Source organism: Ensifer sp. M14, assembly GCF_003355565.1.
Classification (GTDB): domain Bacteria; phylum Pseudomonadota; class Alphaproteobacteria; order Rhizobiales; family Rhizobiaceae; genus Ensifer.
The window spans coordinates 2,162,321-2,186,925 of record NZ_QJNR01000004.1 but is presented as its reverse complement, the minus strand read 5'-3'; the positions used below and the strand labels follow the sequence as shown (position 1 = coordinate 2,186,925).

Here is a 24,605-nt window from a genome sequence, read left to right as displayed (position 1 = left end):
AATCGCGAATCGTCCCGCATTCTCATTTCATGCCTAATAAGACACAAGCATGGCAGAACCATCTTCTCCGAACTTCGGTTCGACGCCGAGAAGCGGTGCAGAGCGGCTGATGATGTCGCGTACCATTGGCGCGGCATTCGAGCCGGCGGTCCGTCCGCCATTCTCGCCGGTCTTCGGCGCGTCGATGAAAGTCAGCACGATGTATTTCGGATTGTCGATCGGAAAAGCTGCGAGAAAGGCGTTGAAGTTCTGGTCGCTGGCGTAGCGGCCATTGACGACCTTGTCGGCCGTCCCGGTCTTGCCGCCGACGTTGTAGCCCGGAACCTGCGCGCGCTTGCCCGAACCGGCGATGCCGTTCCAGCGAAGCAAGAAGCGCATGTCGTCGCTTGTGCTCTTCTTGACGACCGTCGTTGCCACCTCGTCGGCTTGTTCTTCCGAGCGCGGCAGGAAGGTCGGCGGGATCAGCTTGCCGCCGTTGACGAGCGCTGCACCGGCGACAGCCGTCTGCAGCGGCGTCGTCGAGACGCCGTGGCCGAAGGAGATGGTGATCGAGTTGATCTTCTTCCATTCGCGCGGCTGGCTCGGGGATTTGACTTCCGGCAGTTCGGTCGGCAGCCTCGAGAGCAGGCCGATGCGGGTCAAGAATTCCTTGTGGCCGGGAATGCCGATGAGGTCGGCGATCTTGGCCGTGCCGATGTTCGACGAATACTGGAAGATTTCCGGAACGGTCAGCACCCGGCGCTTGCCGTGGAAGTCCTTGATGGTGAAGCCGCCGATGCGGATCGGCGCCGTGGCGTCAAAACTGTCGTTGAGCGTCACCTTGCCGGAATCGAGGCCCATGGCGATCGTGAAGGTCTTGAAGGTCGAGCCCATCTCGAACGTGCCGTTCGACATGCGGTTCATCCAGCCCTCTTCGGCCCCTTCGGCCGGCTTGTTCGGGTCATAGTCGGGAACGGACGCCATCGCCAGCACTTCGCCGGTGTTGACGTCGAGCACGACGGCGCCAGCGGCCAGCGCCTGGTAGTTCTTCATGCCCGAATCGATGACGTCGCGCACGATGTTCTGCACCCGGACGTCGATCGACAGCTTGACCGGCTCGAGCTTGGCATCACTGGTCATGCCGATGGCGGCGAGATCGGCGAGCCCCTGCCCGTCGATGTAACGCTCCATGCCGGCAACGCCGCGGTTGTCGATGTTGACGTGGCCGAGGATGTGAGCGGCGGTCGGGCCGCCCGGATAGAAGCGGCGCTTCTCCGGCCGGAAGCCGACGCCGGGAATGCCGAGCGCCAGGATCTCGCTCTGCTGCTTCGGCGTCAGCTGGCGGCGCAGCCACTGGAAGCGCGATTTCGACTTCAGCTTGTTGTAGATTTCGCGGGCGTTGATGTCAGGCAGAACCGTCGCCAGCCGCTCGACCGCCTCATCGGCGTCGACGATCTTGTGCGGCTCGGCATAGAGCGAGACCGTGCGGATGTCGGTGGCGAGGATCTCGCCATTGCGGTCGAGAATGTCGGGGCGCGAAGCCATCAGGTTGTCGGCACGGCCGATGCTCGACACCGTCTCCGGCTGCGCCATGCCGTACTGCACCAGGCGGCCGCCGATCACGGCATAAACGATCCCGAAGCTGGCGATGATGATCGCCACGCGGTTTTTCGCCTGATTGGTGGTCTTCTTGCGCGTGCCCTGGAACGTGACGTTGAGCTTGGCTTCGGCCGGCAGGTTGTTGCCACCGGCGGAAAAGTGCGCCTTGCTCTTCAAAACCATGATGCGGGAGAGAAACGACATCAGTGCGCCACCGAACCTGTTGCGATGTTATCGGTCGTCTGCTCCGCCGCCTTGGCGGCAGCGAGCTTCTTTTCTTCTTCCGTCGGCGGCACGTCGGCCTTCAGCATCGGCAGTTCCTGCGGGCGGACGAGTTGCGTCGATGGCGTCGGCGCCAGCTGCAAGTCGGCCCCGAAGGCGCCAACCAGCCGCTCCAGCCGGTTCGGCTGCGTCAGCAGCGCCCAGTCGGCGCGCAGCAGGTCGATCGTGTCTTCTTCCAGCTTGATGGCGGCGTCGAGCTTGCGCACCTGCTCCAGCTTGTTCTCGGCCTGGTGCTTGATCGTGTAGGTGACCGTGGCGGCTGCCGTCATGACGACGATCAGGACTATGTCGAGTGTTCGCAGCATATCTCTCTCAGCCCCCCAACCGTGCAAGGCTCGCCAGTTCCGGCAGATTGAAAATGGATAGATCGTTTCCCGGCGATGGCGCTTCCGTGCGGATACCGGCTCTGAGCTTGGCAGACCGGGCGCGCGGATTGAGGGACGCTTCTTCCTCGCTGGCCGCCACCATAGGCTTGCCAACTGGCGTGAAGGTTGCCGCCCGCGCGGTCACCAGCGGCAGATGCCGCGAACCCGCAGCCTTGCCCGAGCGATCCTGGAAGAACGCCTTGACGATCCGGTCTTCAAGGGAATGGAAGGTAACGACCACCAGGCGGCCGCCCGGCTTCAGCGCCCGCTCGGCGGCAAACAGCGCCTGGGCGAGTTCGCCGAGTTCGTCGTTGACGAAGATGCGCAGCGCCTGAAAGACGCGCGTTGCCGGATGGATCTTGTCCTTGGCCTTGCGCGGCGTGACGATTTCGATCAGCCCGGCGAGATCGCGGGTGGTTTGGAACGGCGTTTCGGCCCGGCGCTTCTCGATGGCGCGGGCGATGCGGCCCGATTGCTTTTCCTCACCGAGAAAACCGAAGATGCGGATGAGATCGGAAACCTTGGCGCGATTGACGACGTCGGCGGCGGAAACGCCGGCTGCCGACATGCGCATGTCGAGCGGTCCCTTCCTCTGGAAGGAGAAGCCGCGCTCGGGCTCGTCGATCTGCATCGACGACACGCCGATGTCGAGCACAACGCCGTCGAGGCTGCCGGCCGGCGCATGCTCGGCAAGTTCGGAAAAGCGGGAATGAATGAGCTTGAGCCTGCCGCCGGAGGCCGCGACCATCGGCTGGCCCGCGGCGATCGCCGTCGGGTCGCGATCGAGCGCGATCACATCGGCGCCGGCATTGAGGATAGCGGACGCATAACCACCGGCACCGAAAGTACCGTCGAGAATGACCTTGCCGGGAGCTGGCTCGAGGGCAGCGAGGACCTCGCTCAGGAGGACGGGAATGTGACGGACCGGTCCGCCATCGGCTTCAGAAGCTCCTCCGCCTTGTTCCGTCACCATTCCGCCTCTCCATTCTATTCCGGACGCAGCCCCCGTGACTTGCGCCCTTCCCGGGCCGCCGCCTGCGCCTTTGCAAAGGCCTGCGGCTCCCAGAGCTGAAAATAATCGCCCCGCCCGACAAACATCACGTCGGCCGAGATGCCGGTGAAGTCGCGGATAAAATCCGTCACCATCAACCGGCCTTCCGGGTCGAGCTTCACGAAGACCCCGCCCCCGTGAACGAGCAGCGACATCTCGTTGGCTGCCGGAGAAAAAGGATCCTCGGCCGCCATCTGCCTCTCGAACCGATCCAGGAGTTCCGGCCCACCGACGCTGATCGCCGGGAAGACGAAGTCCTGAAAACAGTATAGCTCCCGGACGCCCCCATCCGACAGAACGGAACGAAACGCCGAAGGCACGGACACCCGCCCCTTTGCATCGATCCGATTGGTGGCATTTGACAAGAAGCGGTTCATGACGCGAAACGGCCGCCCAAGACTGACGGGCCATAATCATCGACCCGCGAGAACACTCGACCGCGCTCACAAAACACCCCTGCCGGACACCAACATGTCCGCCCATCTCCCGATGCCGGGAGACCCTGGAATCTTGCGATGATGGGCCACGAAGCGGCCCTTGCGCAGTACCATTATGGGATATCATGGGACCATATGGGCGTCAATGGGATTGGCTCTTGAACAGCCGGGTAGCTGATCAAATATTGATAGGTTGTTAAGTTTAACGAAGCGTTACGAAGCGACCCCCGCTGCCCTGGAATGCGACGGTCAAACGGCTTCAAATCGTTGGGAAATCAGAATGTGAGAAAGAATGCAGCAAAGCGGGGAAGCAGGATTTCCTCGCGCGATTTCTGATCGCTTCAACCTGTTCGGCATCGAAACGATACCCGCCTGAACACGCGTTGCGCCCACGGGCTTCGAAGCGCGCGACGCCGTGGGAAAAGGAAAAATCGCCAGTTGGCCTGTAAGCCGGGTTCTGTATGGCCCCGCTGCCCGAAGACAGCAGAACGTGGCAGCCATTCATCTGGGACTACGTTTGCACGCAGCCTCTTGCAACCCACCCGGATGACTGGCCCGGAAACAGGCTGGACGCTTGCGCGTCCGCGTCATCCCTATTCGGTCTTGCTCCCGGTGGGGTTTGCCGTGCCGTCCATGTCGCCATGTCCGCGGTGGGCTCTTACCCCACCCTTTCACCCTTACTCCGCAAGCGGAGCGGTTTGCTTTCTGTGGCACTTTCCCTGAGGTCGCCCTCGCCGGACGTTATCCGGCACCGTACTTCCGTGGAGCCCGGACTTTCCTCCCCCCGCGGCCTTTCGGCACTTGCGGAGCGCGGCTGCCCGGCCAACTGGCAGGCGGTCCTTAAACGACCGGGAAGCGGAGCGCCAGAGAAAAACGGCGGTCTCGACGTTTCGCCTTTACGCCGCCGCCACGCTCTTCGCTGTGCGCTTAGCGGAAAGAGACGGCGAAATCCGTCTCATAGGCCGGATCGTCGATGCGGCCCTCCGTCACCAGCATGGCGCCGAGCCTGCCGATCTCGTCGGAGCTTTTCGCCGCCTGGCCATTCCCGCCGGTCAACACGGCAATGCGGTCGCCGCCGGCAAAGCCGATATAGGGAAAGCCATGACGGGTGAACGACGTGACGCAAGGGCGGAAATGCGTCGACGCCGGCTTGAAACCGGGCATCACCTCGTTGAGCAATCCGCCCATATGCTCGGCGGCACCGGCACCGGCGCTGCCACGGAACCAGGCGCGCACCTCAGCCTCGCTGTCGAGCACGCGGTCGGTCGGATCGCCGCCGATCTTGATGTAGTGCTTGCCGTCGGCATAGGCGACCGGCGGCAGCAGATAGTAGCTCTTCGCCTGCTCCGGCGCTGCGCCGATCAGCGACGGCATACGGTCATAGGCTGGCAGATCGCGAGCCGCGACCTCAGCGAAGAACACGGTGCGCGCCTTGACCACAAGGTCGATCGGCCGGGGAAGAAGCGTGTCGGAAAGAGAAAACCCGCCCGCGGCGACAATCACGCGCCCGGCATCGAGCGTGGCGCCATCAACGGTTGTGACGACGACGCGGTCGCCGGCCTGAGACACGGACGCCACTTCGCTGCGCACGATCCGGGCTCCGGCCTTTTCCGCGCAGATCGTTTGCGCCAGCACCAGCGCCCGCGGGTTGATGTAGCCGGCACCTTGCGCCTCGTGAATGCCGGCAAAGCCTTGCGGGAATCGGAACCAGGCAAAACGCTCGGCAAGCGCGCCCTCGTCCAGAAGCGGCGCCTCGACGCCGAGCGCATCGCGAGCGCGCGCAACCTTCTCGATGTAGTCGTAGCTACCGCCCGGCGCTGGACCGGCGATCAGGCAGCCGACTTCCGCGTAGAAATCGACGCCGCTTTGTGCAGCGATTTCCTCGTACCGGTCGATGGAACGCTTGGCGAGCCGCGCCCAGACGGGATCGTCGTCGATCGTGCGGGTGATGCGGGCATTGTCGTAGTGGCTGGAAAAGACGCCGCCGTGATTGGCCCAGTCGCCGGGTTCGTCCGGCCCGACCAGAGCGACCCGTGCGCCCGAGAGCGCCAGGTGCCGCCCTGCCGCCGCCCCCATCATGCCCTTGCCGACAACGATGAAATCAAAGCTTTCCGACATGTCCGTCCTCACCATTTCGATCAGGTCGGGATAGCATGCCGGCGCAGATATGGCACTGCGGTTGCATCACGTTTTGAAGGTCGCCGGAACGCGAGACCTGTCCGGCTAGAGCATCCGCCACCGCTTGGGAAACAGCAGGCGGATGATGCTCGGTACTCGATAGAAACAGTGCCCCTTAACCGGGGCGCCCTCCTCGGATCGACATCGATCGAACGAGGAGGTAATGCCGCACGCCCAATGACATAAGGCGTGCTTTGCGCGCACGATCTGGCGCGCCCTAAGATCGGCATCAATCAGTCGATGATGCTCTGGACCTTGCCGCAGTAACGCTTGGAAACCGGGTTCATGCGCTTGGCGCCATGGCCGGCATTGTACTTCAGGATGGTGCCGCAGGTGGTGCCGCCGGACAGCTCATGCGCCATGGCGAGATACTTCATGCCGAACTTGATGTTCGTTTCAGGATCGTAGAGCCCCTTGGAGGAACCGGAATAGCCCATCATGCGCGCCGTTGCCGGCTTGATCTGCATCAGGCCGATTTCACCGGCACTGCCGCGCGCCTTGGCGTTGAAGTTGCTTTCGACCTTGACCACCGCATGGGCCAGATCGATCGGAACGCCGTATTGCTTGGCGTAGGACTGGATCAGGATGGTGTATTGCGTGCCCTGTGCGAGCTGAGGATTCGGGTAACCTGTCGTCCGTGTAACTGACTTGAGGGATGAGGTCTTGATGGTCTTGTCGACGTTCCCCGCATACGACGTACCAATCCCGGCGAAGAACATGCCAAAGCATGCCGCCGCCGCAGCAACAGACGATATTCTCATGTAGCTTGAAGTCTCCGGTCTGGGGAATGGGCAGCACGGCGCACCCCGCCGTTCGAGCCTCACTTCCCGATCGTTTCATTGACAGGAAGGAGCGTATTGCCCTTGCGTTTCCTGCAGTTTCAATGAGCGGCAAATGAATGCCGCATCATGGTAAACATGTGGCAACGCAGCAAATTTGTGCGGAAATGACCGAAAAAGCTAATTTAGCACGCAAAAATTTTGCGCGTCAGGCACCAAACTGAGGTAGAGCCGCAAGCAGTCGATGCAACGTATCGAGCGTCGAAATATCGGCGATGCCGTCGACCCGTTGCTGACGAAAATGCCGCTGGAACGCGGCAACGGTGCCCTCGGTTTTCTCACAAAAATCGCCAGTGACTTCAATGCCGTAACCGTAGAGCGACAGCATCGACTGTATCGCCTCGACCGGCTGACCTCGGTCGCCACGCTGGAAAAAGCGACCGCCGCCGATCGGCGCCGGCTCCACCCAGTGACCGACGCCCTCGCGGTGCAGCCGATGCCACGGAAACTTTTCACCCGGGTCGACCTTGCGAATCGGGGCGATATCGCTGTGCGCCAGCACCCGTTCAGGGGCTATCGACCACCGTTCGCCACAGTCCCGACACAATTCGACGACTGCAGCGATCTGCTTTTCGGGAAATTCCGGCAGCCCGCCGGGGTGGCCGGCATTGGCGATCTCGATGCCGATCGAGCTGGAATTGATGTCCGTCTCGCCCTTCCAGAAGCTTTTGCCCGCGTGCCAGGCCCGCAGCGCCTCCGGAACCAGCTGGTCGACGCGGCCGTCTTCATCGACGAAATAGTGGCTGGAAACCTGGCTTTCCTCGCGACATAGCCATTCAAGCGCCGATTTCGGCGTCGCCATGCCGGTGTAGTGAAGCACAATGATATCGGGCACCCGGCCGTCCGCACGGTCGCCGAAATTGGGCGAAGGCATGAAGCGCGCACCCGAGTAGTCGCAGTATTTCGACGTCATGCGGCGCGGCGTTCTCTCTCGATCGCCTCATAGGCGGCATTGAGCGCGGCCATGCGATCATTGGCGATGGCATGGAACTCTTGTGGCACACCGCGCGCAACCAGCCTGTCGGGATGGTTCTCCGACACCAGCACGCGGTAGTGCTTGCGGATCTTGGCGAAATCGTCCTTGGGCGAAACGCCGAGAACGAGATAGGGATCCCGGCCGTCGCTATGGACATGGCGCGCCATGATCTGCTCGAAATGCGCCTCGTCCATCTTGAAGATCTCGGCGACACGCATCAGGAACGCCAGTTCCTTCTCATGCACTGCGCCATCGGACTTGGCGATGTGGAACAGACCGTCGATGATGTCTTCCAGGATCGGGCAATTGCTCTCGCAGGACGAGCAGAGCGACGCCATCTTCTCCGCGTAGGCTTCGTAGCCGGCCACGTCCTGGCGCGCGAGGTTATAGAGACGGGCAACGTTCTGCGCCTGATCGGCCGGAAACTCGAAGATATCGCGAAAGGCCGAAACCTCCGCCTCCGTCACCACGCCGTCGGCCTTGGCCATCTTGGCCGAAAGCGCGATCATCGCCACGGAGAAAGCCACCTTGCGCCGCGTTTCCGGGTCGCCTTCAAACAGCGTGCGCACGGCCTCGACCACACCGGCAAGCGCATTGCCCGTGGCGGTGACGATCTTGAGGAGGCTATCCCAGAATGACATGCACGATTTTCCTGTCTCTCCAGCCTATAGCATGGACTATTGTGGTGGCAAATTGCAAGCGGTGGCCTGCGGCGAACCACGGGAATGACGAATTTGTGATGGCCCCTCACTATTGTCAATCCGTTTGAGTGACGTTGCGCCGGCGCAAGGGTTCCCGCCTGTTCCCTGGGGAACACACCCGCCCCCGCGAGAAACCGCCTGATCCCCTGCCCCGCAGCGCATTGATGTCGGCGACGTCCCCCACCACCTTCCTTTGCGCGACATCATGTCCACGCCGGCAATGGAGACGAATGCGGCGAAACCTGCGCGCTTGCCGACAGGACATCCACAGAGCCGTCATTTAACTTCCATCCGTTTTGCGCTAGAGAGGCCCCACCAATTGCGTGCCGAATCCCGAGGAGGAAACATGGCCAAGAAGAAAGTCGCAATGCTGACGGCGGGCGGGCTCGCGCCTTGTCTGTCATCCGCCGTTGGCGGCCTGATCGAGCGCTACACCGACATCGCGCCCGACTACGAGCTGGTGGCCTATCGCTCCGGCTACCAGGGGGTCCTGCTTGGCGACCGTATCGAGATCACCCGGGACATGCGCGAGAACGCGCACATTCTCCACCGCCACGGCGGCTCGCCGATCGGCAACAGCCGTGTCAAGCTCACCAATGCTGCCGACTGCGTCAAGCGCGGCCTGGTCAAAGAAGGTGAAAACCCGTTGCGGGTCGCCGCCGAACGGCTCGCTGCCGACGGCATTTCGATCCTGCACACGATCGGCGGCGACGACACCAACACCACGGCCGCAGACCTTGCCGCCTATCTCGGCGCCAATGGCTATAATCTGACGGTCGTCGGCCTGCCGAAGACGGTCGACAACGATGTGGTGCCGATCCGCCAGACGCTCGGCGCCTGGACGGCCGCCGAATACGGCGCCCGCTTCTTCGATCATGTCAGCAACGAACAGAGTGCCGCCCCGCGCACGCTCGTCGTCCATGAAGTCATGGGCCGCCACTGCGGCTGGCTGACGGCGGCAACCGCGCGCTCCTATGTCCAGATGACCGAGGACAAGCAGTTCGTCGACGGCTTCATGATGAACAAGCAGCTGAAGAATATCGACGGTCTCTATTTGCCGGAGATCAAGTTCGACCTCGAGGCCGAGGCCGAGCGCCTGCGTGGCGTCATGAACCGCTCGGGCTTCGTCACCCTGTTCGTCAGCGAAGGCGCCTGCCTCGACGCGATCGTCGCCGAGCGGGAAGCCGCCGGCGAAACCGTCAAGCGCGATGCCTTCGGCCATGTGAAGATCGACACCATCAATGTCGGCAACTGGTTCACCAAGCAGTTCGCGGCCCTTCTCGGCGCCGAGCGCTCAATGGTGCAGAAGTCGGGTTACTACGCCCGCTCCGCACCGGCAAACGGCGACGACCTGCGCCTGATCCAGAGCATGGTCGACCTTGCGGTCGAAAGCGCGCTCAACAAGGTTTCCGGCGTCACCGGCCACGACGAAGACCAGGGTGGCAAGCTCAGAACCATCGAGTTCCCGCGCATCAAGGGCGGCAAGCACTTCGACACTTCAACCAAGTGGTTCGGCGACGTCATGGACGTCATCGGCCAGAAGTGGCAGGCGCAAGACTAGGAACGCAGCGCCCGAAGCTGATCATCGACTTTGGGCGACTGTGTATTGGCAAGCCGAGCCTCTCAATTGGCAGTTGACGACTCCGCGCCTTGGTGGCTCCCTCCAGAGATCAGTCTCGGAAAGCCCTCAAGCGCGGAGCCTTTTTCATGTCGTTCGAACACTGGTTTGCCTTTGCCGCAGCCTCGGCAGGGCTGCTCGCCATCCCCGGCCCGACGATATTGCTCGTCATCTCCTATTCGCTCGGCCACGGCCGCAAGACCGCAGGGGCCACCGTCGCCGGCGTGGCGCTCGGCGATTTCACCGCCATGACCGCGTCCATGCTCGGGCTCGGCGCGCTGCTTGCCACCTCGGCTGCAGTCTTCACCGTGCTCAAATGGGTGGGTGCCGCCTATCTCATCTGGCTTGGCATCCAGCTCTGGCGGGCACCGGTTGCGGGCGCAGACGGCACGGACGGGCAAGCGCCCGCGCAGGAGCGGCCGCTGCGCATCTTCTTCCATGCCTACGCCGTCACCGCACTCAACCCCAAGAGCATCGTCTTCTTCGTCGCGTTCCTGCCGCAGTTCCTGGACCTGTCGCGGCCGCTCTTTACCCAGATGGTCATCTTCGAGGTGAAGTTCCTCACGCTCGCCATCATCAATGCAAGCCTCTATGCAGTCCTTGCGTCGACCGCCAAAGACACGATTTCCAAGCCGAATATCCGGCGGATCGTCAACCGCGCAGGTGGCTCGCTGCTCGTCGGCGCAGGGCTTTTGACGGCAACCATGAAGCGGGCATCGGCCTGAAATTCTCGCGCGCGCTTGCTGCCGGCCGCCCCATGGGTTAATGGAGATTCACGCATGGCGGCTGGCAGCCGTTGATTTGCAGGGGCTGCGGGGCCCAGAAGCACGAAAGTGACAGCATGGCGAAATTCCGTATTTCCCTTTCAAAACAGTCGTTTGGCGTGGCAGCTATTCTGTCGGCGACACTCGTCTCGGGGTGCTCCACTGTCGAGCATACCTCGGTGGAAGAGCTTACGGCCGTGCAGACGGTCACCCCGCTTGCAAAACCCGGCACCGAAATGACCGCCTATGCCCTTCCGACGCCCGATGGCGCGGCAACGGCAGCATCCGCTGCCCTGTCGGCACAGACGGCAGGCATGGCGACTACCCTCCCCGTCGGCACCGACCTCGCGCAGACTGCCGGTCCGGCACCAACTGTCGTCGCTGTTCCCGGCGGCAAGCCGGGTGAAGCCCAGGCTGTCGCCATGGCGACGCCGGCAGCAGCTTCGGCCAATGCCGCCGCGCTGCCGGAAACCGCATCCGCTCTCGTCTCACCGAAGACGAGCCGCGTTCAGGATCTTCCCGTTTCGACGCTTGCGGTTGCCGCCGCGATGGAATCGGACTTCGACACCGGCGAGCCCGTCGGCCTCGAAACGCTCGTTGCCAACCGCATGATCGTTCCGACCGAAAAGCCGAAGATGGGTGTGATCGGTTCGAGCGTCGCCGCCGTTGCGAGCGTCATTCCCGATTCGCTGAAACTGACCAACGCACCGTCCAGCTCGCGTCCGGACCTGGACAAGCTCATCAAGCACTACGCCGATCTCAACGGCATTCCGGTCGAGCTTGTGCACCGCGTCGTCAAGCGTGAGAGCAACTACAACCCGCGCGCATACAGCAAGGGCAATTACGGCCTGATGCAGATCCGTTACAACACTGCCAAGGGTCTCGGCTACGAAGGCCCGGCCGAGGGCCTGTTCGACGCGGAAACCAACCTGATGTATGCGACGAAGTACCTGCACGGCGCCTGGATGGTTGCCGACAACAAGCACGACGGCGCGGTCAAGCTCTATGCCAGCGGCTACTATTACCATGCCAAGCGCAAGGGCCTGCTCGACGATCTCGGCATGAAGTAAGCCGACCCGATTTGTCATGGTGAAAAGTTTCAGGAGGCGCTCAATCGAGCGCCTCTATTATTTTGGCGTTGAGCTTTTGCACGTCATAGCCGCCACGCGATGGCGTCAGCCCCAGGCGCACGACCGCAAGCTTGAGTGACGGCACCAGCATGATCGCCTGCCCATCGTGCCCGAGCATCCAGAAGGCATCCGCCGGAAAGACGCCCGTGCCGGCACGAACCCCGTTCTCCTGAAGCCAGACCTGACCGGCGCCATACTCGCCGCCGGACGCTTTTGTCGGCGTGCGCATGAAGGCGACATAATCCCTCGGCAAAAGCGCCCTGCCCTTCCAGGTGCCGTCCTGCAGCAGGAATTGTGCGAAACGCGCCCAGTCGCGCGCCGTCGCATACATGTAGGATGAGCCGACAAAGGTGCCGCTGGCGTCGGTTTCCATCACCGCACTCGTCATCCCGAGTGGCAGGAACAGGGCATCGCGCGGATAGGCGCGTGCGGCGGCAGGATCGTCGAAGCTCCGCATCCACAGCCGCGACAACAGCGTGCTGGTGCCGCTGGAATAGCTGAAGGTGGAGCCGGGCGGCGACTTCGCCGGCTTTCCTGCGGCGAAGCCCGCCATGTCCCTCTCGAGATAGAGCATGCGCGTCACATCGCTGACATTGCCGTAGCCTTCGTTGAACTCAAGGCCGCTCTCCATGCCCATAAGGTCGGCAAGCTTGATCTTGGCGCGTGCATCCCCGCTCCATTCCGGCAGGAGGCTGGCCCGCGTCACATCCATGCGCCCCTCCGCGATACGCATGCCGATCAGCGCAGCTGTCACCGATTTGGTCATCGACCAGCCGAGAAGCGGCGTCGAGCGATCGAAGCCCGCGGCATAGGTCTCGGCAATCAGATGTCCATCGCGCACCACCGCGACCGCCCGCACGCCGGGACCGGCAAGGCTGGCGTCCTCGATCAGTGCCTGAACGGCCGGGTCGATCTCCGCCTTGTCGCCTTCCGGCCAGGCGACATCCGCCGATCGTGTGATCGCGGGCGTCGGTTCCACCGCCGGCACCTGTGCGGCGACATCATCGCCGGAGACATTGGCGCAGCCGAGCCCTGGGTGATAGACGGCATAGGACGGAGCCGCAAAGCCGAAGATGCGGGCTGATACCAGCCGTTTCTCCCTGTCGACCGAGACGGTGATGAATTTCAGCAGCGGATGGCCCGGCGCCTGCACGTCGTCGGCCAGCACCGCCTGTCCGTCACGCCCGGCGATGAAGACATTCGAGCAGACGATCTTGGCGGCATAGCCATCACCCACCTTCAACAGTTCCGGTGGCGCCAGGGCCAGCCATCCGCCGACGCCGGCAATGGCGACGGCAACCGCGGCCCCGACAGTTTTCAATAGTCGTGCCATTGCGTCCTCCCGTCTGACACGCGAGAGAGAAGCAGCATTTGACCGAAAGGAAAAGCCCTCGTGGTTATGCGAGCCGGCGGGCGTCTTTGTCGTTGGCGTCTCGCAACAGCGCTGGAAGATCCCGTGCCGGCAAGGCCGGTGATATCCATGGCCCCCAAGCTTCCACCGCGCCTGCTGTGCGGGCGCAATCCATTTCGCTTTCCCTGGCGATGCCGCGCACCGCCATCGGCAGCCGCAGAACCTGCCCCGTCTTGACGAGGCAAGCGAGCAGGGCGACGCTACGTTCGCTGCCGTGGACGTCGCGTATCGCCGGCAGATCCACCGTCAGCTGATCCGGCTGAAGCTCGCCAACAAGGTTGAGCGGCAACGCGGCCGCAGCGCCACCGCTCAGCGCCACGCGCACCCCGAGAGCGCGCAGGCCCTGCAGGTTTTCGCAGATTAGCGCCATATCACCGGTCGACAGCGCTTCCGACACCTCGATCGTCAGCCGGCCGGGCGCCAGCCCGGCCTCCTGCAGACACGTCTTCACGTGGCTGAGGAAATCGCGATCTCGCAGTTGCAGCGCGAAGGGTGCCACCGTCAGGCCCACTGGAGACGGCCAGTTCGCCGCCTGCCGGCAAGACTGCTGCAACGCCCAGTTGCCGACCGTCAGCGCAAGGGGTCCCTGCTCCAACGGCTCTGAAAACGCCTCGGTGCCGATGACCCCGCGGATCGGGTGCGACCAGCGCAGCAAGACTTCGAAGCCCCGGACGGCGCCGCTCGCAGTGCCGGCGATCGGCATGTATTCCAGAAAGAACTCCCGCTGGGAGACGGCACGGGCAAGGTCGCGCTCGGCCTCGGCGCGCATTTCTGCGGCTTGCGCGAGATGCGGCGCGTAGAAAACATGGCTGTTGCCGCGCATTTCCTTGGCTTCGTAGAGCGCCAGGTCGGCCCGCTTCAAGACCGCGCCAGTGGACAGATCGCCCTGCTCCAGGAACGTGACGCCGATGCTGCAGCCGGAGGCCGCCTGACCATCGACCAGATCGAACGGCGCGTCGAACAGCGCCTTCACCCGGTCGGCAAGGGTGGTGACCTCGGCATCCGACGGAGAGCCCGGACCAAGCAGCACGAACTCGTCGCCACCGAGGCGATAGACCGTCGCCTCGCCGGCAAAGGCCCGCCTCAGCCGCGTGCCGATACCACTCAGCAGCCGGTCGCCCGCATCATGACCCATGGTGTCGTTGACCGCCTTGAACCGGTCGAGATCGATCAGCAGCAGCGGCCGACGCTCGAACGGCGTGCCATCCGAGCGAAGCGCGCGCAGCACATCTGCCTCCAGCGCCGAGCGGTTTTCAAGCCCGGTCAGCCGGTCTCGGTGAACCTCATTGCGCAGCCGCCGCTCGGCACGGCGGACTGCACGGAGCTCGCGCTCCAGCCGCCGTGAATAAGACCAGCGATAGAAGGAAGCGCCGGCGACGAAGGGCATGACGCCGGCCGCAAGCGCTCCTGAAAAATTCCAATGTGTAAAGGATCCATCCGTGAACAGCGTTTCCGTCGTCAGCCAGATCGCCGGAAACAAAGCCCCCAGTGCCGTGCCGGCAGCTGCAAATCGCTGCTCGGGCTTCGGCAGAAACGTTCTTAACATCATGTCGACGCCCCCCGAATATAAGGAGGAGCTAGCACGCCAGGGTTTAATGAATTCTTATGGGTGAAAAATCGTAGTCGGCTATTTTGTGCAGTGCGGGAGCTGTGAAAAAACCCGTCATCAAAGTGTAGCGGAGTCACTTTAGAAGCGGCTAAGTTTCAACTGGATGAGCGGCAGAGATGACCGAACTTGCCCCTGATGTCGGCTTTGGCAGAAACAATCCGAAGCTGAAAAACGCCCTCCTGCAACACAAGACCTTCTCGTTTGCTGGCCTCTCCGAGCGCCTGTTCGGCCTGCTCTTCTCCGGCCTCGTCTATCCGCAGATCTGGGAAGACCCTATCGTCGACATGGAAGCCATGCAGCTTCGCCCGGGGCACCGCATCGTCACCATCGGTTCCGGCGGCTGCAACATGCTGACCTATCTGTCCGCCGATCCCGGCCGCATCGACGTGGTCGATCTCAATCCCCACCACATCGCGCTCAACCGTCTGAAGCTTGCCGCCTTCCGCCATCTGCCTGGCCACAAGGATGTCACGCGTTTCCTGGCAACCCAGGGCACCCGTTCGAACGTCCAGGCCTTCGATCTGTTCCTCGCCCCGAAGGTGGACCAGGTCACCCGTGGCTATTGGAACGGCCGCGACATCACCGGGCGCCGACGCATCGGCGTCTTCGGCCGCAACATCTATCGCACCGGTCTGCTCGGCCGCTTCATCGCTGCCAGCCACATGCTCGCGCGCCTGCATGGCGTCAACCCGGAAGAGTTCGTCCAGGCGCGCTCCATGCGCGAGCAGCGCCAGTTCTTCGATACGCGCCTGGCGCCGCTGTTCGAGCGCCCGTTCATTCGCTGGATCACCAGCCAGAAGAGCTCGCTTTTCGGCCTCGGCATCCCGCCGCAGCAGTTCGACGAGCTGGCGAGCCTCAGCGCCGACAAGTCGCTGGCCACCGTGCTTCGCCACCGCCTGGAAAAGCTGACGTGCCATTTCCCGCTCAGGGAAAACTACTTCGCCTGGCAGGCTTTCGCGAGACGCTATCCCCTGCCGCACGAGGGCGAGCTTCCGGCCTACCTGCACGCCGACAACTATGAGACGATCCGCAACAGCGCCGAAAACGTCCTTGTCCATCACGCCAGCTTCACCGAGCTTCTGGCAAAGAAGCCGGCGGCTTCGGTCGATCGCTACGTCCTGCTCGACGCCCAGGACTGGATGAACGACCAGCAGCTGAACGATCTGTGGACCGAGATCACCCGCACCGCCGATGCGGGCGCGACCGTGATCTTCCGCACCGCTGCCGAAGACAGTATCCTCAACGGCCGCCTCTCGCCGGCATTGATGCAGCAGTGGCACTATGATGCCGAGGCGTCGCTGACCCTCGGCAATGCCGACCGCTCGGCGATCTATGGCGGCTTCCACATCTACAGGAAGACGGCATGAGCGGGGTGGAGCAAGCAGAGATCAGCCATCAGCGGCGCATGGACCACATGTACCGCTACCAGAGGCACGTTTACGATCTGACGCGGAAGTACTATCTCTTCGGCCGCGACACGCTGATCCGCGACCTGAACGCTGGCGCGGGCTGCTCCGTGCTCGAAGTCGGGTGCGGCACGGGGCGCAACCTCGCGCTCATCGGCACATGCTTTCCCAGGGCCCGGCTCTTCGGTCTCGACATCTCCGCCGAGATGCTCGCCTCGGCGGCAGCCAAGCTCAGCCGTCGCGGCAGAACACCGGCCATGCTGCGTGTCGCCGACGCGACCAGCTTCGAGCCCCGGTTGTTTGGCGAGCCCGGCTTCGACCGGATCGTCATCTCCTATTCCCTGTCGATGATACCCGACTGGCAGGGCGCGATCGACGCGGCGATTGCCGCGCTCAATCCCGGCGGCTCGCTGCACATTGCCGATTTCGGCCAGCAGGAACGGCTGCCGGAAAGCTTCCGCCGCCTGCTGCGAAGCTGGCTCACGCGCTTCCATGTGACGCCGCGCGAATCGCTGTTCGAAGCATTGGCCGAGCGGGCAAGATGCAACGGCGCACAGCTTGAGCGCCGGGCCATCGGCCGGGGTTATGCCTGGCTCGCGGTCTATCATCGCCCTTCGGCCGCAGCATCCGCGCGGGCAAATCCAGCCGCGGCATTGCTGGAAGACCGGGGTGCTGCCGCAATTCCCGCTTGAGCTAACTCAATTTTTACGATGATATGGTGAAAATGAGGTTCACGCCTCGTTGGGGACATCACCATTATGGAAGCCACCGTGTGAGGCAGGATCGTCGATTTTTTCGAAACAGGACCTCCATGCGCCGGCTTCTTCTGGCACTGCTGCCCATTGCCACCCTCCTTTCGGCCTGTTCGTCGACCGATTACGATCTGCTGCAGACCGCATCGATCCCGCCGCGCTTCAGCGATACCGATCCGCAGAATTTCGGCGACCGCACGCCCCACCACCACAATATCCACGGCATCGACGTCTCCAAGTGGAACGGCGACATCGACTGGATGAAGGTGAAGAATTCCGGCGTCTCCTTTGCATTCATCAAGGCGACGGAAGGCAAGGACCGGGTCGATACGCGCTTCAACGAATATTGGCAGCGCGCCCGTGCCGCCGGCATTCCCTATGCGCCCTATCACTTCTATTACTTCTGCTCGACGGCGGATGCCCAGGCCGACTGGTTCATCGCCAACGTGCCGAAGAGCGCCGTCTATCTGCCGCCGGTTCTCGACGTCGAGTGGAACGGCGAATCCAAGACCTGCCGCACCCGCCCCTCGCCGGACGAAGTCCGCGTCGAGATGAAGCGCTTCATGGATAGGCTCGAAGCCCATTACGGCAAGCGGCCGATCATCTACACCTCGGTCGACTTCCACCGCGACAATCTCGTCGACCAGTTCAAGGAACACCATTTCTGGGTCCGCTCCGTCGCCAAGCATCCGGGTGAAGTCTATGTCGAGCGCCGCTGGGCCTTCTGGCAATATACCAGCACCGGTGTGATACCGGGCATCGACGGCGCCACCGACATCAATGTCTTTGCCGGCTCGCCGAAGAACTGGAAGAATTGGGTTGCCGCCGTCTCCAAGCCGAAATGACGACGACCACGGTTCTGTGCAGAAGCGCGGCAAACCGACCCATTTTCTTGTTTCCGTCATAATGCTCTGAGAGAGCATCGGCAGATTGCATCTTTGGTACATTGACCGCCAGCGGCGGCGCATCGCGCCCTGCGGCGACAGAAAGGAATTATCATGATCCTCAAAACCCGGCATGCGCTTGCATCCGTCGCGCTTCTCGCGCTGACAGCCTCCCCCGTTTTCGCGCAGCAGGCACCGGCCTGCGGCGGCGATCTCGGCGCGTTCCTGCAGGGCGTCAAGGCCGAAGCAGTCGCCAAGGGCGTGCCGGCCGATGTGGTCGACCGTGCGCTCGCCGGTGCCGCCATCAATGAGAAGGTGCTGAGCCGCGACCGCGCCCAGGGCGTGTTCAAGCAGACCTTCACCGAGTTTTCCAAGCGCACCGTCAGCAAGTCGCGGCTTGATATCGGCGCGCAGAAGATGAAGGAATACGCCGCCGTCTTCGCCCGCGCCGAGAAAGAATACGGCGTTCCCGCCCCTGTCATCACCGCCTTTTGGGCCATGGAAACCGACTTCGGTGCCGTTCAGGGCGACTTCAACACCCGCGACGCGCTGGTCACGCTTGCCCATGACTGCCGCCGGCCGGAAATGTTCCGTCCGCAGCTGATCGCCGCCATCGAGATGGTCCAGCACGGCGACCTCGACCCGGCAACGACCACCGGCGCCTGGGCCGGTGAGATCGGCCAGGTGCAGATGCTGCCGGAAGACATCATCGCCTATGGCGTCGATGGCGATGGCGACGGCCACGTCAACCTGAAGAGAAGCTCGCCGGACGCGATCCTGACCGCCGCCAAGTTCATCCAGAGCCTCGGCTTCAAGGCCGGCCAGCCGGCGATCCAGGAAGTCAGCGTTCCCGAACAGCTGCCCTGGGAAAAAACCGGCCTGCAGCCGGGCATGAAGGCGAGCGACTGGTTCGCGCTCGGCGTCAAGCCGCGCAATGGCGACACGGCCTTCGGCAACCTGGAAGCCTCGCTCGTCCTGCCGCAGGGCCGCAAGGGCGTCGCGTTCCTGACCTACCCCAATTTCAACGTCTATCTCGAGTGGAACCAGTCGTTCATCTACACGACCTCGGCCGCCTATTTCGCAACCCGGCTCGGCGGCGCACCGACCTATGAGGGCGGCAATCCCGAACTGGGCCTCGACGACACCGGCATGAAGGCGCTGCAGACCAAGCTTCAGACGCTCGGACACGACGTGGGCAAGGTCGACGGTATCCTCGGCTCGGGCACCCGCGCAGCGCTTCAGAAGGAACAGCTGCGTCTCGGCCGTCCCGCCGACGGCTGGGCGACGCTCGAATTGCTGAACTCGCTGTAAGCGGTTTTCTGTCAGGAAACCGGAAACACTGAAAGCATCGGCCCGGCCAGGATTTGGCCGGGCTATTTTTTTGCATGGCCGTACCCGTCGGTACGGCCGGGGTAGATCCCCCGTCATTGGCTAATTGCACACATCGATATCGATCGGGCGCTGTCCGGCGCCTGGGAGCTTGCAAGAACCGGGTGGTGCCCGTCGCTGCACCGCGCTAGATCTGTATCGCACCTCTTCACGCAACCTTCCGAGTCCCCGGGGGACGTGGCGGCTGGGCAAGCGGCACAATTCCATTGCGCATGCCGACGGCTCGATTTCATCGGCAGCGGCCGCGCAGAAAGCGCGAGCAGCACCATGAATGCACCGGCACAGTCCGCCAGCCAGCAGATGACCATGCGGACCTGGGCGCTTCTTGCCCTGCTCGGGCTCATCTGGGGCGGATCCTTCTTCTTTGCCCGCGTCGCCGTCGCGCATGTGCCGCCTTTCACGCTCGTGTTCCTGCGGCTCGGCCTGGCCGCCCTGGCGCTGCACATCTACATCCGCGGCCGTTTCGGCATTTATCAGGCGCTAACAAGCCGCTGGCGCGAATTCCTGCTGATGGGCCTGATCAACAACGCCATTCCGCACGCCTTTATCTTTCTCGGACAAACCCAGGTCGGCGCCGGGCTTGCGGCGATCCTGAACGCAACCACGCCGGTCTGGACCGTGATCATCGCCAACATGGCAACCGACGACGAGAAGCTCAGCGCCGGCAAGATCGGCGGCTGCCTGCTCGGCCTTGCCGGCACGGTGGTGCTGATCGGACCGAGCGCGATTGCCGGCCTGTTCGGCAATGCCAGCAGCGTGCCGCTCTGGGCGCTCATGCTGCCGGTGCTGGCCGCCGTCAGCTATGGTCTGGCGGCGACCTACGGCAAACGCTTCCGCGGCCTGGCTCCACCTGTCACCGCGGCCGGCCAATTGACCGCCTCGTCCCTGATGATGCTGCCGGTCGCAGCCCTCATCGACACGCCCTGGGCCCTGCCGATGCCACCGATCGAGGCAACGCTGGCCATTCTTGGCCTGGCGCTCGTATCGACCGCCTATGGCTACATCCTGTTCTTCCGCATCATGGGCGAAGTCGGCGCCACCAACACGTCACTGGTCACGCTTCTGGTCCCGCCGAGCGCAATCCTGCTCGGCTACCTCTTCCTGGGCGAGACATTGCAGCCGGCGGATGTGGGCGGCATGGCGCTGATCGCAGCCGGCCTTGCCGTACTCGACGGCCGGATCCTCAGGGTGAAACGCGCCGCATAGGAGGAATCGAACTGGCCGGACATGGCGGAAAACGTGCCCTTCCGAAGCACTCACGCTCGGTTACATCTGTTTACATTAACCTTCCGGCAGCGATTGTGAAAAAAATGTGGCACGTTAAAATGCGTTTTAATTTCAATCTACTAGCCCTGTTGATAAGGCAAATGTGATCACGCATTTTTGCACTGCAGCACAAGTTTCCCTTTTAAGCGCCGATAATTCGCCCTATGTTTTAACCGTCAGCGCAAGGAGGGTCTTCGATGGGACTTACACATTCGTTGAATGTCCTCATGATTAGTGCAGCGTTCGTATTCGTGGCGACAATGCTCTTCATCTGAAGTCAGGCCACTGAGAGTCCAGACCGAAATAGGGACTTTAATTTTCCGGGAATCCAATTTGCAGCAGAGATTTTTGAGGTAGGCCAACACAGCAATCTGCCTCGACGCTGCAGGAAAAAAGAAAGCGCATGAAGGACACCTTCATGCGCTTTCGCTTTTTCGGAACGGTTTCCCCCGGAACACCCGCACAGGCCTGAGGAAATCGACCCTTTTGATGTTTGCTGGCGAAATCGCGGGGCTTTACGCCGCCGCGCCGGCAACCGCCTTCAGCGCGACCTGCTCGTCTTGCGCCATCTCGTCGGCGCGCTCGAACCCGACGAGGTCGCAGACGGCGGTGATCAGCGGCGAACGGTTCATCGTATAGAGATGAAAGTCCCTGACACCGCGGCGGGCGAGATCGACGATCTGCTCGGCAGCGATATGCGTCGCCTCCTTGAAGCGCTCGGTCGGTTGGTCCTCCAGATGCGCAAGACGGGTGACGATCACCTCCGGCACGCTGGCGCCGCAAAGGCCGGCGAACTTCTGCACCTGGCTGAGGTTGTTGATCGGCAGGATGCCCGGCACGATCGGGATCTCGATGCCCGCCCGGCGCACGCGTTCGAGATAGCGCTCGAAATCGTCGTTGTCGAAGAAGAACTGGGTGAGCGCGCGCGTCGCACCGGCATCCACCTTGCGCTTCAGCATGTCGATGTCGGCATCGACGTCAGGGCTTTCCGGGTGCTTTTCCGGATAGGACGATACCGAGATCTCGACATCGCCGCGATCACGAAGCGCCCGCACGAGATCGGAACTGCTCTCATAACCACCGGGAAAGGGCGCGTAGGTGCTGCCGATGCCGCCCTGCGGATCGCCGCGCAGCGCCACGAAGTGGCGAACGCCGAAGGCAAGAAACTCATCGATAACCGTGTCCACCTCCGACTTGGGCGCGCCGACGCAGGTCAGGTGCGCTGCCGTGTTGGCAAAGCCCTTCTCCTCGATCATCCGCTTGACTGTCGTCAGCGACCGCGTCTTGGTCGAACCGCCCGCACCATAGGTGACAGTCACGAAGGCGGGACAAAAGACGGAGAGCTCTTCGGCCGTCTGGAAGAGCTGCGCTTCCATCTCGTCGGTTTTTGGGGGGAAGTATTCGAAGGAAAGCCGCAGATTGCCGCGCTCGGCAGGATAAAGCGTCTGTGCCGTCATTCTCAAAGTCCCCCTGCTTGCATGCGCTGATGTGGCGCTTCGCTCTCCTCGACGGCGCGCTGATCGCGCGCCAGCCAGATTGTCACCGTCAGTTTTCCTCCGTCCGTGCCTTCCGGCGACAGATCGGTCGTCTTTTCCAGTTGGAGCCCGGCCTTCGCCAGCCAATCGGTCATCGCCTGATGCGAGAAGCCGAGCCGCGCATGGGCATGTTCGTCGCGCAAGTGCTCCAGCCCGTGCGGGGCAAAATCGATGATCACCAGCCGTCCGCCGGGCGTCAGCATGCGGGCGGCCTCGGCGATCGCCGCTTCCGGCTGATCGAGGAAATGCAGCACCTGATGAATGGTGACGAGATCGAACACCTGCCCATCGAGCGGCAGGTTGAAGATATCGCCATGGCGGATGGACGCCTTGGTGATGCCGGCACGGTCGAGATTGGAGCGGGCAACGGCCAGCATGTCGCGGCTGGCATCGATGCCGATGCCGCGGCGGTAGAGGCCTTCGAACAGTTGCAGGATGCGGCCTGTGCCGGTGCCCAGATCCAAAAGGCTTTCGACCGGCTCGTCGCCAACCATGTCGCGCAGCGCCGTCTCCACGTCCCGCTCGCTGACATGCAGCCGCCGCAGTTCATCCCAGCCGGCGGCGTTGCGGCTGAAATAGGCCTGCGCCTTTTCGGCGCGCGCCTTCTTCAGGGTGACTAGCCTCGAGGCATCGCGAGAAAGAACCGCGTCGTCCGATGTGGCCGAGGCAAGCATCGCCCGCACCAGCGACACGCGGGAGCCCTCCTGACGAAGGCGGAAATAAGCCCATGCGCCTTCCTGGTAACGGTCGACGAGTTCGACCTCGGCCAGCAACTTCAGGTGCCTCGAAATGCGGGGCTGCGATTGTCCAAGAATTTCGGTAAGATCGGTGACGGTGAGATCTCCCGCACCAAGCAGGGCGAGCAGGCGCATGCGGGTGGGCTCACCCGCAGCCTTCAACACATCCACCAGCGCGTCGAGACCAAGTTCTCTCTGATCCGCCATACCAATCCCCATCAACACATAAAGATATGTTTATGTGATTTAAGGGTGTAGCGCAAGCGGATTTGCGCTGACAGAGCAAACTATGCCGCTCAAGGAACAGGACTTTCCACCGTTCCTTCAGGCACGCAGACGAAGCTTGCCTTCGCGCGGCGTTTCTCCAATCGGCGTTTCGAGGTCAACCGCTTTTTCGCTGGCGGATTGCATCCGGTTGATTTGCAAGCGACGGCGTAAACAGGCTTGTTGTCCGCAAGCGGCAACCGGGCCCAGGCTGTAGTTAAACCAAACCGATCATCTCGCAAGAAATGCAAGGCGATTGATTGTGATTCCACACGCAACACTCTAAGGGTGCCGAAGACGCAAACTTCTGCTCCCGAAGGCTCCTTGAAACAGGATCGCGCTCATGAAGCTGGTGACCGGTAACTCCAACCGCGCCCTTGCCGAAGCCGTTGCCCACCACTTAGATCTTCCCCTGATAGACTGCACGGTCAAGCGCTTCGCCGACCAGGAAATCCACGTTCAGCTTCATGAGAATGTGCGCGGTGAGGATGTCTATATTCTCCAGTCGACAAGCGCCCCGGCCGACGGCCATCTCATGGAATTGCTCATCCTGGCCGATACGCTGCGACGCTCGTCGGTTCGCCGTGTCACCGCCGTCATCCCTTACTTCGGCTATGCCCGTCAGGATCGCCGCGCCGTTGGCCGCACGCCGATCTCGGCGAAGTTGGTCGCCAACATGATCGCGGGCGCAGGTGGCCACCGCGTCATAACGGTCGACCTGCATACGGATCAGATAGAGGGCTTTTTCGATATTCCGACTGACAATCTCTATTCAGCGCCCGTGACGTGCCGCGACATTCAGGAGCACTACGACACCAGGGATTCAATCATCGTTTCGCCCGACGTAGGCGGCGTGGCGCGCGCTCGCGCTATCGCCAAGCGCATTGGCACCGATCTCGCGATCATCGACAAACGGCGCCCCGGCGTAGGCGTGTCGGAAGTCATGAACATCATTGGAGATGTGGCCGGGAAGAGCTGTCTTCTGATCGACGACATCGTCGATAGTGGCGGGACGTTGATCAACGCGGCGGAAGCGTTGTTGAAATCGGGTGCCAAGGAGGTTTCGGCCTATGTAACCCATGGCGTTCTTTCCGAGGGTGCCTGCGAACGTATTGGTACCAGCAGCCTCAAGGAGCTGGTCGTGACCGATTCCATTCGCGAAACCGAAGCTCAGCGTCACACCCCCAACATCAGACGCATCACCATCGCGCCATTGATAGGCGAGGCCCTCGCCCGGACGGCGAGAGAGCAAAGCGTTTCAAGCCTTTTCAACTAAGTCGGCGCGTGGTGCGATACCCACCGCCATGCCACGCTAGAACATTCCCCGGAAAAGTGCGAAGCGGTTTTCCGTCAGGAAAAGCGTAAGAATAAGGTACCAGAGCGCTTCTGCGACTCCTCTAAACCCGAAACGCTGCAGAACATCCCGCGTTCAA

Annotated in this window: 21 protein-coding genes and 1 other RNA gene; 9 read left to right on the top strand and 13 right to left on the bottom strand. The window is 62.5% G+C overall.

Features of this window, described 5'->3' with window-relative positions; genetic code table 11:
• Positions 1 to 33 precede the first annotated feature (33 nt).
• The 9 genes from BLJAPNOD_RS10420 to BLJAPNOD_RS10380 all read right to left on the bottom strand — a co-directional run bounded on the left by BLJAPNOD_RS10420 (position 34) and on the right by BLJAPNOD_RS10380 (position 8,347).
• Positions 34 to 1,782 (bottom strand): penicillin-binding protein 2, encoded by a 1,749-nt coding sequence (locus BLJAPNOD_RS10420; protein ID WP_115419746.1) that lies wholly within the window; start codon positions 1,780 to 1,782, stop codon positions 34 to 36.
• The gene (locus tag BLJAPNOD_RS10415; protein ID WP_077499950.1) at positions 1,782 to 2,165 is read right to left on the bottom strand and encodes a hypothetical protein; all 384 of its coding nucleotides are present in this window, start codon (positions 2,163 to 2,165) and stop codon (positions 1,782 to 1,784) included. The genes BLJAPNOD_RS10420 and BLJAPNOD_RS10415 overlap by 1 nt, the downstream gene beginning before the upstream one ends.
• A 7-nt stretch (positions 2,166 to 2,172) precedes the next feature.
• Positions 2,173 to 3,198, bottom strand: a complete 1,026-nt coding sequence (rsmH, locus tag BLJAPNOD_RS10410; protein WP_115419745.1) for a 16S rRNA (cytosine(1402)-N(4))-methyltransferase RsmH — start codon at positions 3,196 to 3,198, stop codon at positions 2,173 to 2,175.
• 14 nt (positions 3,199 to 3,212) lie between these two features.
• Positions 3,213 to 3,653, bottom strand: coding sequence for a division/cell wall cluster transcriptional repressor MraZ (gene mraZ / locus BLJAPNOD_RS10405; protein WP_115419744.1), 441 nt, complete (start codon positions 3,651 to 3,653; stop codon positions 3,213 to 3,215).
• Positions 3,654 to 4,143: 490 nt separating this feature from the next.
• Positions 4,144 to 4,543: RNase P RNA component class A (gene rnpB / locus BLJAPNOD_RS10400), an RNA gene on the bottom strand.
• Between the two features lie 97 nt (positions 4,544 to 4,640).
• On the bottom strand, positions 4,641 to 5,831 hold the full coding sequence (locus tag BLJAPNOD_RS10395; protein WP_115419743.1) for an FAD-binding oxidoreductase: 1,191 nt from the start codon (positions 5,829 to 5,831) through the stop codon (positions 4,641 to 4,643).
• A 293-nt stretch (positions 5,832 to 6,124) separates the two neighbouring features.
• Positions 6,125 to 6,652, bottom strand: a complete 528-nt coding sequence (locus tag BLJAPNOD_RS10390) for a lytic transglycosylase domain-containing protein (protein ID WP_077499944.1) — start codon at positions 6,650 to 6,652, stop codon at positions 6,125 to 6,127.
• A gap of 226 nt (positions 6,653 to 6,878) precedes the next feature.
• Positions 6,879 to 7,643, bottom strand: a complete 765-nt coding sequence (locus BLJAPNOD_RS10385) for an N-acetylmuramoyl-L-alanine amidase (protein ID WP_115419742.1) — start codon at positions 7,641 to 7,643, stop codon at positions 6,879 to 6,881.
• Positions 7,640 to 8,347 carry a DnaJ family molecular chaperone gene (locus BLJAPNOD_RS10380; RefSeq protein WP_077499940.1) on the bottom strand — a complete coding sequence of 236 codons (708 nt, stop codon included), beginning with the start codon at positions 8,345 to 8,347 and terminating at the stop codon, positions 7,640 to 7,642. The genes BLJAPNOD_RS10385 and BLJAPNOD_RS10380 overlap by 4 nt, the downstream gene beginning before the upstream one ends.
• A gap of 406 nt (positions 8,348 to 8,753) precedes the next feature.
• On the opposite strand from BLJAPNOD_RS10380, the gene BLJAPNOD_RS10375 reads away from it, so the two are divergent.
• The 3 genes from BLJAPNOD_RS10375 to BLJAPNOD_RS10365 all read left to right on the top strand — a co-directional run bounded on the left by BLJAPNOD_RS10375 (position 8,754) and on the right by BLJAPNOD_RS10365 (position 11,859).
• Entirely contained in the window at positions 8,754 to 9,968 is a 1,215-nt protein-coding gene (locus BLJAPNOD_RS10375; protein WP_077499938.1) for a pyrophosphate--fructose-6-phosphate 1-phosphotransferase, read from the top strand.
• A 146-nt stretch (positions 9,969 to 10,114) separates the two neighbouring features.
• Positions 10,115 to 10,750, top strand: a complete 636-nt coding sequence (locus BLJAPNOD_RS10370) for a LysE family translocator (RefSeq protein WP_115419741.1) — start codon at positions 10,115 to 10,117, stop codon at positions 10,748 to 10,750.
• Positions 10,751 to 10,866: 116 nt separating this feature from the next.
• On the top strand, positions 10,867 to 11,859 hold the full coding sequence (locus BLJAPNOD_RS10365) for a lytic transglycosylase domain-containing protein (protein WP_115419740.1): 993 nt from the start codon (positions 10,867 to 10,869) through the stop codon (positions 11,857 to 11,859).
• Between the two features lie 40 nt (positions 11,860 to 11,899).
• On the opposite strand, the gene BLJAPNOD_RS10360 is transcribed toward BLJAPNOD_RS10365, so the two are convergent.
• Positions 11,900 to 13,252, bottom strand: a complete 1,353-nt coding sequence (locus BLJAPNOD_RS10360; RefSeq protein WP_115419739.1) for a serine hydrolase — start codon at positions 13,250 to 13,252, stop codon at positions 11,900 to 11,902.
• A gap of 64 nt (positions 13,253 to 13,316) precedes the next feature.
• Positions 13,317 to 14,879, bottom strand: a complete 1,563-nt coding sequence (locus BLJAPNOD_RS10355; RefSeq protein ID WP_115419738.1) for an EAL domain-containing protein — start codon at positions 14,877 to 14,879, stop codon at positions 13,317 to 13,319.
• 176 nt (positions 14,880 to 15,055) lie between these two features.
• Between BLJAPNOD_RS10355 and BLJAPNOD_RS10350 the strand changes: the two genes are divergently transcribed.
• The 5 genes from BLJAPNOD_RS10350 (at position 15,056) to BLJAPNOD_RS10330 (ending at position 20,576) form a co-directional block, all read left to right on the top strand.
• A complete protein-coding gene (locus BLJAPNOD_RS10350) occupies positions 15,056 to 16,306 on the top strand; it encodes a DUF3419 family protein (RefSeq protein WP_115419737.1) in 1,251 nt (416 codons plus the stop codon).
• A complete protein-coding gene (locus BLJAPNOD_RS10345) occupies positions 16,303 to 17,037 on the top strand; it encodes a class I SAM-dependent methyltransferase (protein ID WP_115419736.1) in 735 nt (244 codons plus the stop codon). Before BLJAPNOD_RS10350 ends, BLJAPNOD_RS10345 begins: the two co-directional genes overlap by 4 nt.
• Before the next feature lie 119 nt (positions 17,038 to 17,156).
• Positions 17,157 to 17,942 carry a glycoside hydrolase family 25 protein gene (locus BLJAPNOD_RS10340; RefSeq protein WP_077499924.1) on the top strand — a complete coding sequence of 262 codons (786 nt, stop codon included), beginning with the start codon at positions 17,157 to 17,159 and terminating at the stop codon, positions 17,940 to 17,942.
• Between the two features lie 153 nt (positions 17,943 to 18,095).
• Positions 18,096 to 19,292 (top strand): lytic murein transglycosylase, encoded by a 1,197-nt coding sequence (locus tag BLJAPNOD_RS10335; RefSeq protein ID WP_115419735.1) that lies wholly within the window; start codon positions 18,096 to 18,098, stop codon positions 19,290 to 19,292.
• A gap of 345 nt (positions 19,293 to 19,637) precedes the next feature.
• Complete coding sequence (locus BLJAPNOD_RS10330) at positions 19,638 to 20,576, top strand: DMT family transporter (RefSeq protein WP_115419734.1); 939 nt, start codon at positions 19,638 to 19,640, stop codon at positions 20,574 to 20,576.
• Between the two features lie 575 nt (positions 20,577 to 21,151).
• Here BLJAPNOD_RS10330 and metF read toward each other — a convergent pair.
• The gene (gene metF, locus BLJAPNOD_RS10325) at positions 21,152 to 22,093 is read right to left on the bottom strand and encodes a methylenetetrahydrofolate reductase [NAD(P)H] (RefSeq protein WP_115419733.1); all 942 of its coding nucleotides are present in this window, start codon (positions 22,091 to 22,093) and stop codon (positions 21,152 to 21,154) included.
• A 2-nt stretch (positions 22,094 to 22,095) separates the two neighbouring features.
• Entirely contained in the window at positions 22,096 to 23,115 is a 1,020-nt protein-coding gene (locus tag BLJAPNOD_RS10320; protein ID WP_115419732.1) for a metalloregulator ArsR/SmtB family transcription factor, read from the bottom strand.
• A 400-nt stretch (positions 23,116 to 23,515) separates the two neighbouring features.
• Here BLJAPNOD_RS10320 and BLJAPNOD_RS10315 point away from each other — a divergent pair, with 400 nt between their 5' ends.
• The gene (locus tag BLJAPNOD_RS10315) at positions 23,516 to 24,448 is read left to right on the top strand and encodes a ribose-phosphate pyrophosphokinase (protein WP_115419731.1); all 933 of its coding nucleotides are present in this window, start codon (positions 23,516 to 23,518) and stop codon (positions 24,446 to 24,448) included.
• Positions 24,449 to 24,605: the final 157 nt, after the last annotated feature.

Excerpts from the sequence above, each read along its gene's own strand:
- BLJAPNOD_RS10420 (WP_115419746.1), bottom strand. The coding sequence starts at position 1,782 with ATGTCGTTTCTCTCCCGCATCATGGTTTTGAAGAGCAAGGCGCACTTT.
- BLJAPNOD_RS10415 (WP_077499950.1), bottom strand. The coding sequence starts at position 2,165 with ATGCTGCGAACACTCGACATAGTCCTGATCGTCGTCATGACGGCAGCC.
- rsmH (WP_115419745.1), bottom strand. The coding sequence starts at position 3,198 with ATGGTGACGGAACAAGGCGGAGGAGCTTCTGAAGCCGATGGCGGACCG.
- mraZ (WP_115419744.1), bottom strand. The coding sequence starts at position 3,653 with ATGAACCGCTTCTTGTCAAATGCCACCAATCGGATCGATGCAAAGGGG.
- BLJAPNOD_RS10395 (WP_115419743.1), bottom strand. The coding sequence starts at position 5,831 with ATGTCGGAAAGCTTTGATTTCATCGTTGTCGGCAAGGGCATGATGGGG.
- BLJAPNOD_RS10390 (WP_077499944.1), bottom strand. The coding sequence starts at position 6,652 with ATGAGAATATCGTCTGTTGCTGCGGCGGCGGCATGCTTTGGCATGTTC.
- BLJAPNOD_RS10385 (WP_115419742.1), bottom strand. The coding sequence starts at position 7,643 with ATGACGTCGAAATACTGCGACTACTCGGGTGCGCGCTTCATGCCTTCG.
- BLJAPNOD_RS10380 (WP_077499940.1), bottom strand. The coding sequence starts at position 8,347 with ATGTCATTCTGGGATAGCCTCCTCAAGATCGTCACCGCCACGGGCAAT.
- BLJAPNOD_RS10375 (WP_077499938.1), top strand. The coding sequence starts at position 8,754 with ATGGCCAAGAAGAAAGTCGCAATGCTGACGGCGGGCGGGCTCGCGCCT.
- BLJAPNOD_RS10370 (WP_115419741.1), top strand. The coding sequence starts at position 10,115 with ATGTCGTTCGAACACTGGTTTGCCTTTGCCGCAGCCTCGGCAGGGCTG.
- BLJAPNOD_RS10365 (WP_115419740.1), top strand. The coding sequence starts at position 10,867 with ATGGCGAAATTCCGTATTTCCCTTTCAAAACAGTCGTTTGGCGTGGCA.
- BLJAPNOD_RS10360 (WP_115419739.1), bottom strand. The coding sequence starts at position 13,252 with ATGGCACGACTATTGAAAACTGTCGGGGCCGCGGTTGCCGTCGCCATT.
- BLJAPNOD_RS10355 (WP_115419738.1), bottom strand. The coding sequence starts at position 14,879 with ATGATGTTAAGAACGTTTCTGCCGAAGCCCGAGCAGCGATTTGCAGCT.
- BLJAPNOD_RS10350 (WP_115419737.1), top strand. The coding sequence starts at position 15,056 with ATGACCGAACTTGCCCCTGATGTCGGCTTTGGCAGAAACAATCCGAAG.
- BLJAPNOD_RS10345 (WP_115419736.1), top strand. The coding sequence starts at position 16,303 with ATGAGCGGGGTGGAGCAAGCAGAGATCAGCCATCAGCGGCGCATGGAC.
- BLJAPNOD_RS10340 (WP_077499924.1), top strand. The coding sequence starts at position 17,157 with ATGCGCCGGCTTCTTCTGGCACTGCTGCCCATTGCCACCCTCCTTTCG.
- BLJAPNOD_RS10335 (WP_115419735.1), top strand. The coding sequence starts at position 18,096 with ATGATCCTCAAAACCCGGCATGCGCTTGCATCCGTCGCGCTTCTCGCG.
- BLJAPNOD_RS10330 (WP_115419734.1), top strand. The coding sequence starts at position 19,638 with ATGAATGCACCGGCACAGTCCGCCAGCCAGCAGATGACCATGCGGACC.
- metF (WP_115419733.1), bottom strand. The coding sequence starts at position 22,093 with ATGACGGCACAGACGCTTTATCCTGCCGAGCGCGGCAATCTGCGGCTT.
- BLJAPNOD_RS10320 (WP_115419732.1), bottom strand. The coding sequence starts at position 23,115 with ATGGCGGATCAGAGAGAACTTGGTCTCGACGCGCTGGTGGATGTGTTG.
- BLJAPNOD_RS10315 (WP_115419731.1), top strand. The coding sequence starts at position 23,516 with ATGAAGCTGGTGACCGGTAACTCCAACCGCGCCCTTGCCGAAGCCGTT.